A 15136-nucleotide genomic window follows, 5' to 3' on the forward strand; every position below is an offset into this window, starting at 1 on the left:
AGTTTAACGGTAGGGTTTCAAGGTTAACATTCACTATCTTTTTGTATTGGTTATTAATTTGAATACATTGAGAAATTACTCATCATAGTTAGAATATATTTACATTCTGTAACTATTGAATGTATTCGTGAATTACCTTAAAGCCGAGAGCTTATCTATTAATCAACAAAAGTTACTAAATAGAGTTGAAGCCAGAGGCTTCATGTCTTAATTAATCTTTTATTTCTTTTTTCTTTAATAACACGATGTTTTCCAAATGAGCAGTATGAGGGAATTGGTCGATTGGTTGTACTTCTACGACTTCGTAGCCAAAGTCGAGTAACCAAACTAGGTCGGCTGCTAAACTTTTCGGTCCGCATGACACGTAGACAATGCGGTCGGTGCCGAATCGACCGATGGCACGCATGACTTTACCGCCCGCCCCGTTACGTGGTGGGTCTAATAATAATAAGTCTGGTTGTCCCCAAACATCTGGTAAAACCCGCAATCCTGCTCTGGCATCTGAGGCCATAAAGAAGGTATTATCTAGGTTATTATCCGCGGCATTTCGTTTGGCTGAGTTGATTGAGTTCTCTACGATTTCAATCCCTGCCAGTGATTTTGAAGCGGCTGCTAATGGTAGTGAAAAAGTTCCGATACCACAGAATAGGTCTAATACTTTCATATCCTCTTTGACCTGAGCCATGTCAATCGCCGTTTCAACCATCTTATTGGCTTGGACAGGATTTACTTGGAAGAAAGTATCTGCCCAAATACGGAATTTAAAACCTTGTAGTTCGTCGTTGATATAGTCACGACCGTGAATGAGATAAACATCATTGTCATACGACCGTTCGGAACCACCATTTTTCTTCAACCATTGGAAGGAAACAATCCGTGGTTGCGCGTTCAGAAGGCGTTGGGTAAGGTCTTCGATTGCTTCAGTGTAAGCATCCGGTGCTTCTAAAGCGTAAATAGCGACCATGATTTCCCCTGTTGCAAATGATTGACGCATCAATAGGTTGCATAGCAAACCTTCTTTGGTATCTTTATCCAAGCCTGGGAATTGGTAGTCTTTTTGCCATTTGGAGACAACTTTTTTAATGGCAATCATCTCTTCTGGGGCTAGGATGGAGTCTTCTAAGTCGATAACTTTGCGGTAATTTCCTTGTTGGTGCATACCTAAAGACCCGTCTACGCCAAAAGTTAATTCCATCTTGTTGCGGTATCTGTAAGGATTGTCCATGCCGATGATGGGTTTGACTAGGTTAGTATCAAAGCCAGCTTCTGCTAAATAACCCTTAATTAGATTTTCTTTGTGGGCTAGCTGGTCTTCGTATTTCATAAATTGTAGGGGCGCGCCGGCAGCCATTTCTCGGTCTACTGGCATATCCAAATTCCGCATGGGACTTGGTTCCAGCAATTCGTCAAATGATAGACTGGCTTTATGACGTCCTTTGGCATTGGGCACAGTCACGCGAACTTTGTCTCCTGGGACGACATTATCGATAAATAGTAGTAAATGTTTTCCGTGGGGGCCTTTTTCTGGCGGATGGATATAGCGCACAAACCCCACGCCTGTATGGTCCAGTTTCTCAACTGTCACTTCAAGAACTTCTGTTGGATATAGATCTTTCTTCACTTTTTCACACCTCTTCTGGCAATTGTCAAGAAATTATAACAGTTTATACGAAAAAAGACTAGGTTTCCCCAGTCTGATTTCTACTATTAACTACTATATATGTGACGGTAATTTATTCCCCGCGGTAGCGCATTTTCAACCCATTTAGGAAGTTACGTGCGTACCGGTCGCCACATGGTTTGTAGTTGCGGTGTCCTTCTTTACGTAAGACGGCGCCTAATTCACTTTTGGTTAAACGGCCACCAGCATCTTCCATGATTTCATGCAAATCTTCTGTGGTTAATGACAAGGCAATCTTCATTTTCTTCAATAATAGATTGTTGGCATTGTCGTCAGTTAACTCAAGTTTTGGTTCCGGTGCCCCTTCACGGACGCCACGTTGGGAAGTGATAATCCCATTTAAAAAGCGTTCAAAGTGTTCATTGTCTAAGACTTCTTCATACTCACGCTCATACTCATCTTCACTAGTAGGCGTTGAAGTAGTGAAGGCACGCACTTGATCAGCTGTGACACTTGCCCCACCCATGTCGAAAATTTTTACAACATCTTCGTCTTTGATATCTAAAGCATAACGCAAGCGCGTTAGTCGGTCATTATTATTCATTTTATCTCAACCTCTCTCAATAGTTATTATAGCAGATTAACCGTCACAACGGGCATCTGCTTCAGTAATTTCACGGATCGGTTTACAAGGGTTACCTACTGCAATCATGTTTGCTGGGATATCTTTTGTGACTACTGAACCGCCACCAATGACAGCCCCGTCGCCTATCGTTACACCTGGCATGACTTTCACGCCACCACCAAACCAGACATTATTGCCGACTGTAATGGGTTTGGCGTATTCTAATCCCTTGTTGCGGCGGTCTGCATCTAGCGGGTGGCCGGCTGTATAAAAGCCACAGTCTGGTGCAACAAATACGTTATCTCCGAAAGTGACTTTAGCCCCGTCTAGAATAACTAAATTATGGTTGGCATAAAAGTTTTCCCCGATTTCAATGTTAAACCCATAATCACAATAAAATGGCCCTGTAATTTCAAATTGGTTACCTGTCTTACCTAACAATTGCCGAATAATACCTTGTCGCTTTGCTTCTTCACTAGGCCGCGCATGATTAAAGTCATAACACAATTCCTTAGCGTCTACTCTTGCAGCGACTAACTCCTGGTCATAGTTAGCATCATAAATTTTACCAGCTAACATCTTATCTTTTTCACTTGTCATGAAAGAAACTCCTTATATCATTAACCTATTTCTTAATGCTTAGTATAACAAAATCTATTTATAACCAGAAATAACTATCTTAATCATTTACAAATTTATCTAGATTGAATAAAACGCTTAATATACTAGTCTCGTTAAAAAATTTAAGTTCCAAGTCTCATATTAAAAAGGCCGGGGTAATTCCCGACCTTTCATGCTAATTTAGTTCTTTTTATGATGAAGTTTATTTACAATTATCGATGGAAGAATACTAGTAATAATTGTAAATCAAGGTAAAGTAAAAAGTTAACCATCTAAAGTGTATCACCCTAGATGGTTAACTAGCTACTACTGTTCTATATCATTTGAGCTTAAATCTCTATTCTCATTCAATTGTTTCCACCAGTAGGCACTCTTCTTCGGATATCTTTCTTGCGTATCAAAATCTACATAAAATAGGCCGTATCGCTTATTATAGCCGTTTGACCATGAGAATACATCCATTAATGACCAAACAAAGTAACCGGCTACATTGACACCAGCATCAATTGCCTCTGTACAAGCTATTAAATGCTTTCTGATGTAATCAATTCGAGGCGTATCATCGATTAACTCTGTATTGAAGTCGTCCTTATACCCCATCCCATTTTCAGTTACATAAATCTTCTTATAGTTTGGATACTCTTTAGCTACGCGAATCATTTGGTCTCTTAGGCCATCTGGATAAATTAGCCAATCCCAATCATTTCTTGGGATGTCCATATCAAACATTTGCTCGCCTACTCCATGTAACGCGAAAACTGACGTGCCTTTCTCCCCAGTACCATTATGGTGGATATCATTATCACCATCATAAGCTCTCACAAAATTACTTTGATAGTAATTAATACCTAGGAAGTCATTTAAATCTTTCGCTGCATCAAGATGCGCTAAGTCTTCTTCTGTAATATGAATCTCACCATTATTAGCCGATAATATTTCATTTACCGCATTCATTACTTCTTCGGTATAGTAACCTTTGTATGTCGCATCTAGTAAGAATTTATTCGAAAGTACATCATATAAGAATGCTGCATGCTCATTTTCTTTTTTACCTTCATAAGGATACTTCGTTTCTAATGAATGAATAATTCCAATCTCACCATCATACTGGTTGTCCTTAAATAATTTAATGGCTTTTGCATGGGCAACCATCATATTATGTTGTCCTTGCAAAGTTTTTGAGAAATCATAAGTAATTGCTGGTGGGAATTTTCCTACTAAATATTGCCCACTAGTCACAGGCCAAATCTCATTAAAGGTAATCCAATATTTTACTTCCTCTTGATATTCGTTAAAGCAAAATTCTGCATATCTGACAAAACTTTCAATTGTGTGCGGATTTAAGAAATCTCCTTGACTATGTAAGGCATCCGGTGTATCGAAATGATGTAGTGTAACATAAGGCTCAACACCTTGAGCACGAGCTTCTTTAAACAAATCATGGTAAAATTGTACACCAGCTGGATTAGCTTGCGCATCGTCTCCATTAGGGAAAATACGCGACCATGCGATAGATATACGAATAGCATCAACACCAAATTCGTGTGACAATTTTAAATCTATCGGATATTTGTTATAAAAATCACTCGCAGGTTCGGCTTTAAATCGACCTTGTTTTTCCAAATAATCATCCCAGGCCACCTTACCTTTCCCGTCCACTGACGTTGCACCTTCTGCTTGATAAGCAGCTGTTGCGCCACCCAATAAAAATTCTTTAGGTAAATTCATCATAAACTCCTTTGCTTAACTTTAACTATTATGCTTCTTTTAATACGGAATCAACAAATTCTAATGCGGCTTTTGGATCGCGTGTTAATGAGATGTATTCTTTCCCTCTTGTTTTGACTAACTTCACATTTAATCTATTAGCATCTTCTTTAATATCATCATAGTTAGAAACGACTTGAGGTGCCAATATGATTAAATCATAGTTCCCCATAATCTCTTGGTGAGCACCATAAGCCCCTGCACCTGCTACTACTGGAACATCATATTCCTTAGCCCCCTTGTTTAGGGCGTTGGCTAATAGCCCACTGGTTCCTGCACCGGCACATAAGACCAAGACAGATACTTCATCTTTGATATGACTACCAGTTGAAACTTGACCGTCATTTTCTCCGACTTCAGTTGCATCAGCTTTAGTTTCTGCTTGTTCTTCAATAATTTCATCTTCGTTACTTAATTCTTTTTCTAAAATTTGTTTGTCATAAACTTTAAAGAATGGGTAGTAAATAATCGCATCTACTGCAATCAGTAGAGCCACTACAACAAATGATAAAGGTGCAATTCCTGTCCCTAATACGATACCTATAGGTCCTGGTGTTGGCCAAGGTAGGAAATAAGAGAATCCATTCATTCCAAAAACTTCTACAAAGAATTTAAAAATCCAGACATTTAAAATAGGTGCTAAAACAAAAGGTACAAAGAATACTGGATTCAGTACCAATGGTCCACCAAATAGGATTGGCTCATTTACACCAAAAGAGGTTGGGATAAATGACGCTTTCCCCACTGCTTTATTTTGTTTTGATTTACCAAACCACATAAATAAGTAAGGCACGACAAACGTTGCACCTGTACCCCCTAATGTTGCAACAAAGTACTGTAAGCCCGGTGTAATAATGTTAGCAGCATGCTCGCCACCTTGGATTAATGCTAGGTTTGCATCCATATTCAAGAAGGCAATTGCAGTAATGGCTGGTTCTACAATTGATGGTCCGTGAATACCAATAAACCAGAAGAATCCTATAGCACCGTAAATAATGGCGATCCCCACATAACCATCGGCTGCAGTAAACAAGGGTTGAAACATTTGAATTATGGCTTGTGCAAAACTTACGCCTGTAAAAGCACGGATCGCAATGTCAATACCATAAGCGATGACCACTGCAATAGCAAATGGGATAACGTCCGTAAATGCTTGTGAGATATTTGGTGGTACTTCCTCTGGCATTCGAATGGCAATGTCATTTTTCATACAGAAATTATAGACAATCACGGTGATAAAGGCTGCTACAAAGGCCGCTAATAGCCCTGTTGTGCCGAGATGACCAGATGAGAATCCTGCAACAACTGCATCACCTTCACCCTGTGCAATTTCAGTTGATGAAAGGAATAGGAAGACAACAATCGCTGCAATCATCGTAGATACACGATTCAACTGCTTGGTTGCCGGCAAGCGTCTATTATAGGAATCTGTTAGCGCCCTTGCTGTTGTTGCTGAAACGAGTAGCCCTAAAATCCCCATTGAGAAGGTATATGGTTTTACAATGAAGGCAACAACTTCATCACTCCAGTAGAATCCCCACACGTTAGGCACATAAGCAATCAGCATAAAGATACTTGAGAATAAGACGACAGGCATGGCTGATATAAACCCATCTTTAATCGCCCTTAAGTAAATATTTCTAGATAGTTTCTCGAAGAATGGCTTCATCTTCTCAATCTGAGAAATCAATTTGTCCATCATTTTAGTCACCTACTCTACGGTAAAGTTCGATAAAATCAGTTACAATCTCTTTTAACAACAAGGTCGTCATTAAGTGGTCTTGTCCGTGGACCATAATGAAACCTAACTCAATATTCTCACCACTCGCTTCTTTAGCTAGCATATTTGTTTGGGCATTATGGGCATCCACTAAACTTTCGTTGGCTTCACCAACCAATCGTTCAGCTTCGTCAAATTCGCCGTTTCGCGCTTTGGATAAAGCTTCCACCAAAATTGACCGTGCCTCACCAGCATATGCGACAATTTCAAAACCTATCATAGTTGCTTCTTCTTTATTCATCACTGTTACCTCCGTTAATTGATTTTATTTACTTACGACTAAATTACTGGCAATTTTACTTTCCCAAGACACTGCTGTTTCGTTCAATGTCTGATTTAATTCTTCAATATTGGCCACACCTTGTGTGCTCAACCATTCGCGGGCTGCAGCTTCTCCTTCATTAGCAAAAACGGCAACCGACTCTTTCCAAGTAGCCCGGCCACATAAAACCCCATTAAAGTCTGCGCCAGCTTCTTTGGCGAATACCAAGGTATCTCTAAATAATTGTGAACTTACTCCTGCACTTAAGTAGATATATGGCAATTCTGTCGCTTCGTCTTGCGCTTTAAAGTAACCTTTTGCTTCTTCAGCAGTGTATACTGGCTCATCATCAGTAAAGCCTTCAACAAAGTTCATATTTACAGGTACTTCCACTTTTAAGACATCTACATCATATCTATCCTTAGAGAATTCTTTCATAGCTTCTAAAACTTTTCTTGGTTTCACTTCTGCATATTCTTTCGATTTAGCATCTTCAATATCTTTGTCATAAGTTAAGATCTCTAAGAAGTAAGGAATTTCTTCTGCCTTACATTCAGAACCAATACGTTCTACAAAGGCTTTTTTTTGTTCATTAATTTCATCATCTTCATCTGCATCATAATATAGAAGGAATTTAACAGCATCTGCCCCTTCATCTTTAATTCGTCTAGCAGACCAGATTGGTAATAAATCTGGTAAACGACCGGGTTCTGAAGCATCATAACCTGTTTCTTCATAAGCTAACAACAAACCTGCAGAAGGCGCTTTTACTTTTGCCGCTGGTAAACCATATTCAGGATCTAATAAGATAGAAGATGCATAGGGCGTTAATTCTTCAGAAATAGCTTCTTTGAATGTTTCGACAGCCTTTTGAATATCATCTGTTTCCCCTGCTTGAGCGATCATTTTCTTCAATGAACCCCGTTGATCAATAGCTAGCGCAGAAATAAACCCTTCTTTAGTAGATAACTGTTTCAATTTATTTAACTTACCTTCTGATACGAATTTCATAATATCCTCCTTGTGGCCATTTGTTAATTTGTGTTGTTTTATGTTTCTTTTTGTTTAATTAGATATTATAACGCTTTCACGTTATAGTCAAGCCTTTTTAGAATATTTTTTATTCTATCTTTTTATTTATTATGATTGTTATTGTTGATATTTGTTTATTTTTGTTCTACAATGTGTTTGTAAATAAATAAATTAAATTTTGGAGGTTATATTATGAAAGTGTATCTTGGTGCTGACAAAGACGGAATGCAATTAAAAGAAGTCATTAAACAATACTTACAAACAAACAAGATTGATTTTGAAGATCTATCAGAAACACCTAGCATCGATTTTGTAGAATCTACTACTAAGGTAGCTCAACAAATTCTAGCGGATGATAATGCCCGCGGTATTTTATTTGATCGATATGGTGCTGGTTCATACATTTCAGCCACAAAAATCAAAGGGATTATTGCCGCTGAAGTTTCTGATGAACGGTCTGCTTATATGACAAGAGAACACAATAATTCAAAAATCATTACATTAGGTGAACAAATTGTGGGGCACGAATTAGCGGAAAACATTGTGGATGCCTTTCTATCTGCCGATTATGACGGTGGTCGCCACCAAATTCGTGTAGATATGTTAAACGCTATGTGCTAAGAGAATAGAATCGGAGGTAAAATTATGAAAATTGCAATTGGTTGTGACCATATCGTGACAGATATTAAAATTCGCGTATCAGATTACTTAGTAGAACAAGGTTATGAGGTGGTTGATGTAGGTACCTATAATCACGTGAGAACCCACTACCCTATCTTTGGGCGTAAAGTTGGTGAGGCAGTAACAAATGGTGAAGCTGATCTTGGTGTCGTCATTTGTGGTACTGGTGTTGGGATTTCAAACGCCGTCAACAAAGTGCCAGGCGTTCGTGCAGCTTTGGTAAGAGATATGACAACTGCTCAATACTCTAAGCGAGAATTAAACGCCAACGTTATCGCCTTCGGTGGGATGATTACTGGTGAATTATTAATGGAAGATATCATTTCTGCCTTTATCCAAGAGGAATATCAACCTTCTGAGGAAAATAAAACCCTAATCAACAAAATTACCCACCTTGAATCAAGCAATCATTCAGACAACCCTGACTTATTCACTGAATACCTTGAAAAATGGGACCGTGGCGAATACCACGATTAAGCGGTGATTATATGATTTTGACTGTAACCTTAAACCCTTCCGTTGATATCTCATACACCATCCCCGACCTGCGATTAGATACAACAAATAGAACTGACCAAGTGGGTAAGACAGCTGGTGGCAAAGGGATTAACGTGACTAGGGTCATTCATGATTTAAATAAAGCCGTCACAGCCACTGGTTTTATCGGTGGACATTTAGGTGAAGGCATTGTCTCGGAATTAAATAAAAACGGTATCAAAACAGATTTCTTATCTATCGAAGGTGACACCAGAAATTGTATTGCCATCTTACATGATGGCCAACAAACCGAAGTCTTAGAATCAGGCCCTACCATCACCGATAATGAAAATGCGGCCTTCTTAACTCACTTCAAACAAGCTGTTGACTATGCTGATGTCATTACCATTTCTGGGTCTTTACCCAAGGGTTTAGAAGAAGATTACTATGTAAAACTGATTCAAATTACCAATGATTTAGACAAGAAAACCGTGCTCGATACGTCCAAATCTAATCTTTCAAGTGTACTAGAAAGTCCATTTAAACCTACTGTAATCAAACCCAATATCGAGGAATTGTCCGATTTATTAGGTCAAAAAGTGAGTGCAGATCCAGCCGATTTAAAAGCAGTCTTAGCTGATGAATTATTTTCGGGGATTGAGTGGATTGTCGTGTCTTTAGGGGGTAATGGTGCTTTTGCTAAACACGGGGACCGTTACTACAAGGTGTCAATTCCAAGTATCAACGTGGTGAACCCAGTTGGATCTGGTGACGCAACGGTGGCTGGTATCGCCGGTGCTTTAGAAGACAATTTGGATGATATCAGCTTACTCAAACAGGCAATGACTACAGGTATGTTAAATACTATGGAGCGTATCACGGGCCATATCGATATCAATCATTTTGATGATCTATTTGATCGCGTGACTGTAACCGAATATTAGTTTATTTTCTGCTCTTTTCAAGTATACTAGGTATTTGAGAAGAGCTTTATTTCATTATATGATATATATAAGGCTTCTATTGCTAACCTAAACACCTATTATGATTAACCGGAAACGAGGTGAACTCAACAATGTTAAAAAAGAAAAGACATGAACTAATCTTAGATTTACTTAAACGAAACGGTACCGTATCCGTCACTGATATTGTCGACAAGTTGAATGTATCAGATATGACTGTGCGACGAGACTTAACAGAACTAGAAGAAAGTGGTTTATTAAGACGGGTTCATGGGGGAGCCATTTCACAAGGCGAATATCCAAAAGAAGAACTATCTCATGACGCTAAAAAAGTCATTAATATCAGCGAGAAGAACCTTATCGCTGAAAAAGCGATTGAGCTAATTAATGACGGCGATATCATCTATATGGGCCCTGGTACCACCATGGAAATCATGGCTCAAAAGATGGAACGGCAAGATTACGAGGTATACACCAACTGCCTACCTGTATTCAATACCCTGGCTGATAAAGACATTAATGTCTACCTACTCGGTGGTAAAATCAAGAAGAACACCCAAGCTTTTAATGGCTACATCACCCTTGCTGTACTGGAAAACCTAAAATTCCACAAGGCTTTCTTTTCTGCCAATGGGGTCACCAATAACAGCATTATGACCGCCACCCTGGAAGAAGGAAAAACCCAGGAACTGGCCCTGCATAATTCAACTGAGAGGTACCTATTACTCGATCCTTCTAAAGTTGGTAAAGAAGACTTCTTCACTTACTATTCTTTAAACGACGTGACTGCTGTAGTCATTAATAATGATGAAGATCATCGGTATGAACAGATTATGAAGCATTCAAACATCCTATTAGTTTCTGACTAATAAAAAATCTCCAAGAATTAACCATTTAGTTAAGTCTTGGAGATTTCTTTTCATTTTTTACACTTTTACAGTTTGTCTACTGTTGGTATACACGAATGCAACTACCATTAATACGACATAGACAGTAACTAAGCTCATAAAGACAACATTTTCACGCAAGAAGTCAATGGCCATCATGTGGACAAGTGTCGCAGTTGTACTCACTGCAAGTAGGCCCTTTGTCCATTTGCTGAAGGTAGATTGGCGTTTAGCTGTCATTTTGCCAGAAGCAGTTTGACCGATAAATGTGGCTACCGCATACGTTACAAGACCGATTACAGCAACGAAACCGGTGATGGCTACGGCTGATCCAGCTAATAAGTTGCCTAGACCAGTGAATGATAGGGCAACGTGACCAAGAATGGCCATCACTAAACCGATAATAGTTGTTGATGCTGCTTGTACCTGCGCGTCATTTTCTTTGGTCAAGATAGCTTGCAAGGTGCTCGCAACCATTAGGGCAAATACCATCAACCCCATAACTAGTCCCATTGAAATGGTTGTTGTGCCAAGTAAGCTGGCTACTAATGTGGCAAAAATACCCATGCCGACTACGGGGTAAAGTCCTTTTTTCATCATAATATCCTCCTAAAAATGTATAAATCAAGTAACAGTTGCCAATTATAAGAAGAACGGGTCGTCCATAATCCCTGTTAAGTTTGTTGGATCTTCAACATTGGTATCACGGCCTTCTTCTGGTAGGTCATTGGCTGATGCTGGTTGTGCAGGTTCAGTTGGCACATTAAGATCTTCAGCACCACGTGCATTGGCTTCACGGTTTGCTTGGTCTGAATCTCTTGGTGTTGGTGTTAAATCAACAGTATTTATATCAATACCTAAAGCTTTCGCAACACCTTCCCCATATTTAGGATCTGCTTGATAACAATTGTTGATATGACGGTGCTTAATTTGTAGCGTAGCATCACCCATTGCACGTGCAGTATTTTCAAATAAAACTAACTGTTGTTCAGAAGTCATCCGGTTAAATAAAATACCTGGTTGAGTGTAATAGTCATTATCATCCCCGCGGAAATCGTAATAATCTACATCACCTGCATCCATCGGTGGTTCAGCCATATCTTTATGATCTTTCCAGTTACCATATGAATTTGGCTCAACATTGATTTGTCCACCACCATTTCCATCCATACGGCCTTGACCATCACGGCTATATGGGTGGAAATCTTTTACACCACGCGGATAGTTGACTGGGATTTGATGATAATTCACACCAATTCTGTAACGTTGTGCATCCGGATATGAGAATAAACGTGCTTGTAGCATTCTATCTGGTGAAACGCCGATACCAGGTACTAAGTTAGCTGGGTTAAAGGCTGCTTCTTCAACATCTTGGAAGTAGTTTTCTGGGTTTTTATTTAATTCCATTTCCCCTACTTCAACAAATGGGAAGTCCTCTTTTGGCCAAACTTTTGTTAAGTCAAAAGGGTTGAAGCTGACTTGTTTGGCTTCTTCTTCAGTCATGATTTGGAAATACAATGTCCATTTTGGATATTGGCCAAATTCGATAGCGTCATATAGGTCACGTTGGTGTGATTCACGGTCTTCAGCAATCACGTGCGCGGCTTCTTGGTCAGTTAGATTTTGAATCCCTTGTTGTGAACGGAAGAAGAATTTCACCCATACACGTTCATTTTCCGCATTAATTAAACTGTAAGTATGTGACGAAAATCCATGCATATAGCGGTATGATGATGGGATACCACGGTCTGACATGGTAATTGTTACTTGGTGTAAGGATTCAGGTAATGAAGTCCAGAAGTCCCAGTTAGTATTTGAACTACGCATATTCGATTTTGGGTCGCGTTTAATAGCGCGGTTTAAATCGATAAAATGTTTAGGTTCACGTAGGAAAAATACGGGTGTATTGTTTCCAACTAAATCCCAATTTCCCTCTTCTGTATAGAACTTAAGCGCAAATCCGCGAATATCACGTTCTGCATCAGCTGCCCCACGTTCACCGGCAACACTTGAGAAACGGACAAACATTTCTGTTTCTTTCCCTACTTCAGAGAAAATATTGGCTTTTGTATATTTAGTCACGTCATGGGTTACCCTAAAAGTCCCATAAGCACCAGAGCCTTTGGCATGCATACGACGTTCAGGAATCACTTCTCGAGAAAAATTCGCTAATTTCTCTTGTAGCCAAGTATCTTGCAATACACTAGGGCCGCGGCGACCTGCAGTCATGGTATCGTTGTTGTTGATAACAGGCGCACCTGCATCGGTGTGAAGTGCTGGATTATTTGGCACCACTTGGTTGCGACTTACGCTACTGTTGACTAGTCCGTTTTTAGACATTGGATTATTCAAAATAAAACCTCCTATTTTTTATCCTTTAAGGGTACCACTAGCTAGGAAACTACTCAAAATTTTTGCTTATTTTAAATTAATAAAAAACATTTATCAAATATAAATCCTTAATTAATGAATACTTACCCTTTCTATAGTAGCGAGTGACTAATTATAAAAGAACAATCATGTATAAAAAAAGCGTTCAAATGAACGCTTTTAAACTACTATTATTTATTTCCCTAACATATCATAACGACCTGTATGCAAGTGTCGAATGGTTTCACCACCTGGTAGTGGAGGTAAGCCTAATGAATCTTCACGAGAGAAAGCTTCTTTCAACCCTTCTGTCCATGAGACATAGTCCATGTTTTCTGGACTAATTTCATGGTAAATTTCATTTCCACGCCCTTCTTGAATCTTAGTCCAAATTGTGGATCTATTAGCGTACCACGGCCAACAACTACAATATCAGTATAGTTTTCAACAGCATCTTTAGCACTTTCTTCGTCAAAGACGCCACCAACCGCTAACAATTTAGTTTGGTCATCTAATACGGCCTTGAATAATTCAGCGTAAGATTGGTCCACCTCGTTTGGTGTGGAGTTGTAGCCTCCCCATAATGATAGATGGATATAGTCGAGTTCATTTTTCACGATTTCAGTAACTAAGGCTGTAGCATCTCTGTAGTCGTAACCCACCACATCGCCGTGGATTTCTTCTGGACTTAAACGGTAACCGACGATAAAGTCACTTGGTGCTTGTTCAGCGACTACTCGTTTCACTTCTTTCACAACTGCTAGTGGGAAGGCCATGCGTTTCTCAAGGCTGCCACCCCATTGGTCGTTTCGTTGATTTGAAAAGGCTGAAAAGAATTGTTGCAATAGGTAGTGGTTGGCTCCGTGGATTTCAACCCCATCAAAACCGGCTTTTATTGCACGACTTGTTGCCCGTCCAAAGTCTTTGATGATGTCTTCAATTTCTTGACCAGTTAATTCACGCACTGGATAAGATAAGAAATCAAAGTCAATGGCTGATGGTGCCACAACGTCTTGACCAGAAATCGCTTGACCTACTGCAGCTCGACCTGAGTGGTGGATTTGTAGGACAGCCTTGTTGCCATCTTTCTTCATGGCCGTCGCTAATTTTGTTAGACCGTCCAAGTGGGCATCAGAATAGACCGCTAATTGTTCCGGGTAGCCAGGATGGTAGGCAGGTCCGCCGTTTTCACTGACATAATGGAATTCAGTGACGATTAAGCCTCCTGCCTGTGACCGGGCACCGTAGTATTTCAAGGTATCGTCGCTCACAAATCCGTTGCGTTTACCAGATTGAGATTGCATGGGTGACATGGCTACCCGATTATTTAAAACGGCTCCGTGACGTAGGTTTACTTTGTCCGTTAATTTGTTTGTCATTCTGCTAGCTCCTTATGTACATCTTCTTCATCATTTATTTACGAATATCATATCGATAAAACTCGATATGTTTGGGGGAAAATATAGGTTGCTGACTAGCTAATTCCTATATTTCCTTATCAATAAACTTGCTTAATTCTTGAATTGCTGCCTCATTGCGACGGTAGTATGTCCACTTACCAATCCGAGTCGGGGTCACCAAACCAGCCTTACTCATCATGGTTAAATAATGAGAAGTCGTAGACTGGGTTAAGCCAAGCACCCGTTGAATTTCCCCCACACAAACCCCGTGTTCTGTCATATCAACATCCGTTTCATGGACGAAATAAGCCGCTGGATCCTTCAAATAGTGCATAATCAGTAAGCGGTGTTCATTTGCTAAAGCCTTAAAAATATCTATCGCCGCCAAATAATCACCTACCCCGTTTCCATAATATAAATCTATCATATCGAGTTATTTCGATATGTAAAAATGAATCGACTCAAGCAAGCTAAATTTTTGAATATCTTTTGTGTATGTCCTATGAACACAGGAAAATAGAGATGACAACCGTCGCTTTAAATCCTTAAAGGAGAATCGCTATGGACACATTTTCTGTATATGGCAACCTAGTCGCTAAACTTGGTCATCAAAGACGGTAAAGCCCAATTTTAAACATGCACTTACTCATC

14 protein-coding genes and 1 pseudogene are annotated in these 15136 nt (G+C 39.5%); 4 read left to right on the plus strand and 11 right to left on the minus strand.

Annotated features, from left to right (window positions below; all coding sequences use genetic code 11):
- Positions 1 to 211 precede the first annotated feature (211 nt).
- The 7 genes from rlmD to lacD form a co-directional block, all read right to left on the minus strand.
- Positions 212 to 1621 (minus strand): 23S rRNA (uracil(1939)-C(5))-methyltransferase RlmD, encoded by a 1410-nt coding sequence (gene rlmD / locus B2V22_RS05375; RefSeq protein ID WP_290490933.1) that lies wholly within the window; start codon positions 1619 to 1621, stop codon positions 212 to 214.
- A 112-nt stretch (positions 1622 to 1733) separates the two neighbouring features.
- Entirely contained in the window at positions 1734 to 2225 is a 492-nt protein-coding gene (locus B2V22_RS05380; RefSeq protein WP_048725910.1) for a DUF1456 family protein, read from the minus strand.
- Positions 2226 to 2261: 36 nt separating this feature from the next.
- The gene (locus B2V22_RS05385) at positions 2262 to 2846 is read right to left on the minus strand and encodes a sugar O-acetyltransferase (protein ID WP_290490934.1); all 585 of its coding nucleotides are present in this window, start codon (positions 2844 to 2846) and stop codon (positions 2262 to 2264) included.
- Positions 2847 to 3173: 327 nt separating this feature from the next.
- The gene (gene lacG, locus B2V22_RS05390; RefSeq protein ID WP_290490935.1) at positions 3174 to 4598 is read right to left on the minus strand and encodes a 6-phospho-beta-galactosidase; all 1425 of its coding nucleotides are present in this window, start codon (positions 4596 to 4598) and stop codon (positions 3174 to 3176) included.
- 25 nt (positions 4599 to 4623) lie between these two features.
- Positions 4624 to 6333 (minus strand): lactose-specific PTS transporter subunit EIIC, encoded by a 1710-nt coding sequence (locus B2V22_RS05395; RefSeq protein ID WP_290490961.1) that lies wholly within the window; start codon positions 6331 to 6333, stop codon positions 4624 to 4626.
- Between the two features lie 4 nt (positions 6334 to 6337).
- A complete protein-coding gene (locus B2V22_RS05400; RefSeq protein WP_149256580.1) occupies positions 6338 to 6655 on the minus strand; it encodes a PTS lactose/cellobiose transporter subunit IIA in 318 nt (105 codons plus the stop codon).
- 24 nt (positions 6656 to 6679) lie between these two features.
- The gene (gene lacD / locus B2V22_RS05405) at positions 6680 to 7687 is read right to left on the minus strand and encodes a tagatose-bisphosphate aldolase (RefSeq protein WP_290490936.1); all 1008 of its coding nucleotides are present in this window, start codon (positions 7685 to 7687) and stop codon (positions 6680 to 6682) included.
- A gap of 213 nt (positions 7688 to 7900) precedes the next feature.
- Between lacD and lacA the strand changes: the two genes are divergently transcribed.
- The 4 genes from lacA (at position 7901) to B2V22_RS05425 (ending at position 10697) form a co-directional block, all read left to right on the plus strand.
- Complete coding sequence (lacA, locus tag B2V22_RS05410) at positions 7901 to 8329, plus strand: galactose-6-phosphate isomerase subunit LacA (protein WP_026466573.1); 429 nt, start codon at positions 7901 to 7903, stop codon at positions 8327 to 8329.
- A gap of 24 nt (positions 8330 to 8353) precedes the next feature.
- Positions 8354 to 8866: a galactose-6-phosphate isomerase subunit LacB gene (gene lacB, locus B2V22_RS05415; protein WP_003141165.1), complete on the plus strand. Its 513-nt coding sequence runs from the start codon at positions 8354 to 8356 to the stop codon at positions 8864 to 8866.
- An 11-nt stretch (positions 8867 to 8877) separates the two neighbouring features.
- Positions 8878 to 9810, plus strand: coding sequence for a tagatose-6-phosphate kinase (gene lacC / locus B2V22_RS05420; protein WP_290490937.1), 933 nt, complete (start codon positions 8878 to 8880; stop codon positions 9808 to 9810).
- A 131-nt stretch (positions 9811 to 9941) separates the two neighbouring features.
- Positions 9942 to 10697: a DeoR/GlpR family DNA-binding transcription regulator gene (locus B2V22_RS05425; RefSeq protein ID WP_290490938.1), complete on the plus strand. Its 756-nt coding sequence runs from the start codon at positions 9942 to 9944 to the stop codon at positions 10695 to 10697.
- A 57-nt stretch (positions 10698 to 10754) separates the two neighbouring features.
- Here B2V22_RS05425 and B2V22_RS05430 read toward each other — a convergent pair whose 3' ends face one another.
- The 4 genes and pseudogenes from B2V22_RS05430 to B2V22_RS05445 all read right to left on the minus strand — a co-directional run bounded on the left by B2V22_RS05430 (position 10755) and on the right by B2V22_RS05445 (position 14912).
- Positions 10755 to 11315: a hypothetical protein gene (locus B2V22_RS05430; protein WP_290490939.1), complete on the minus strand. Its 561-nt coding sequence runs from the start codon at positions 11313 to 11315 to the stop codon at positions 10755 to 10757.
- A 42-nt stretch (positions 11316 to 11357) separates the two neighbouring features.
- The gene (locus B2V22_RS05435) at positions 11358 to 13067 is read right to left on the minus strand and encodes a catalase (protein ID WP_290490940.1); all 1710 of its coding nucleotides are present in this window, start codon (positions 13065 to 13067) and stop codon (positions 11358 to 11360) included.
- A 213-nt stretch (positions 13068 to 13280) separates the two neighbouring features.
- A pseudogene (locus tag B2V22_RS05440) lies at positions 13281 to 14464 on the minus strand (NADH-dependent flavin oxidoreductase).
- A gap of 106 nt (positions 14465 to 14570) precedes the next feature.
- Positions 14571 to 14912 carry an ArsR/SmtB family transcription factor gene (locus B2V22_RS05445; protein ID WP_396159550.1) on the minus strand — a complete coding sequence of 114 codons (342 nt, stop codon included), beginning with the start codon at positions 14910 to 14912 and terminating at the stop codon, positions 14571 to 14573.
- Positions 14913 to 15136: the final 224 nt, after the last annotated feature.

The organism is Aerococcus sp. UBA6277 (assembly GCF_002440555.1).
In the GTDB taxonomy this organism is placed as follows: Bacteria; Bacillota; Bacilli; order Lactobacillales; family Aerococcaceae; genus Aerococcus.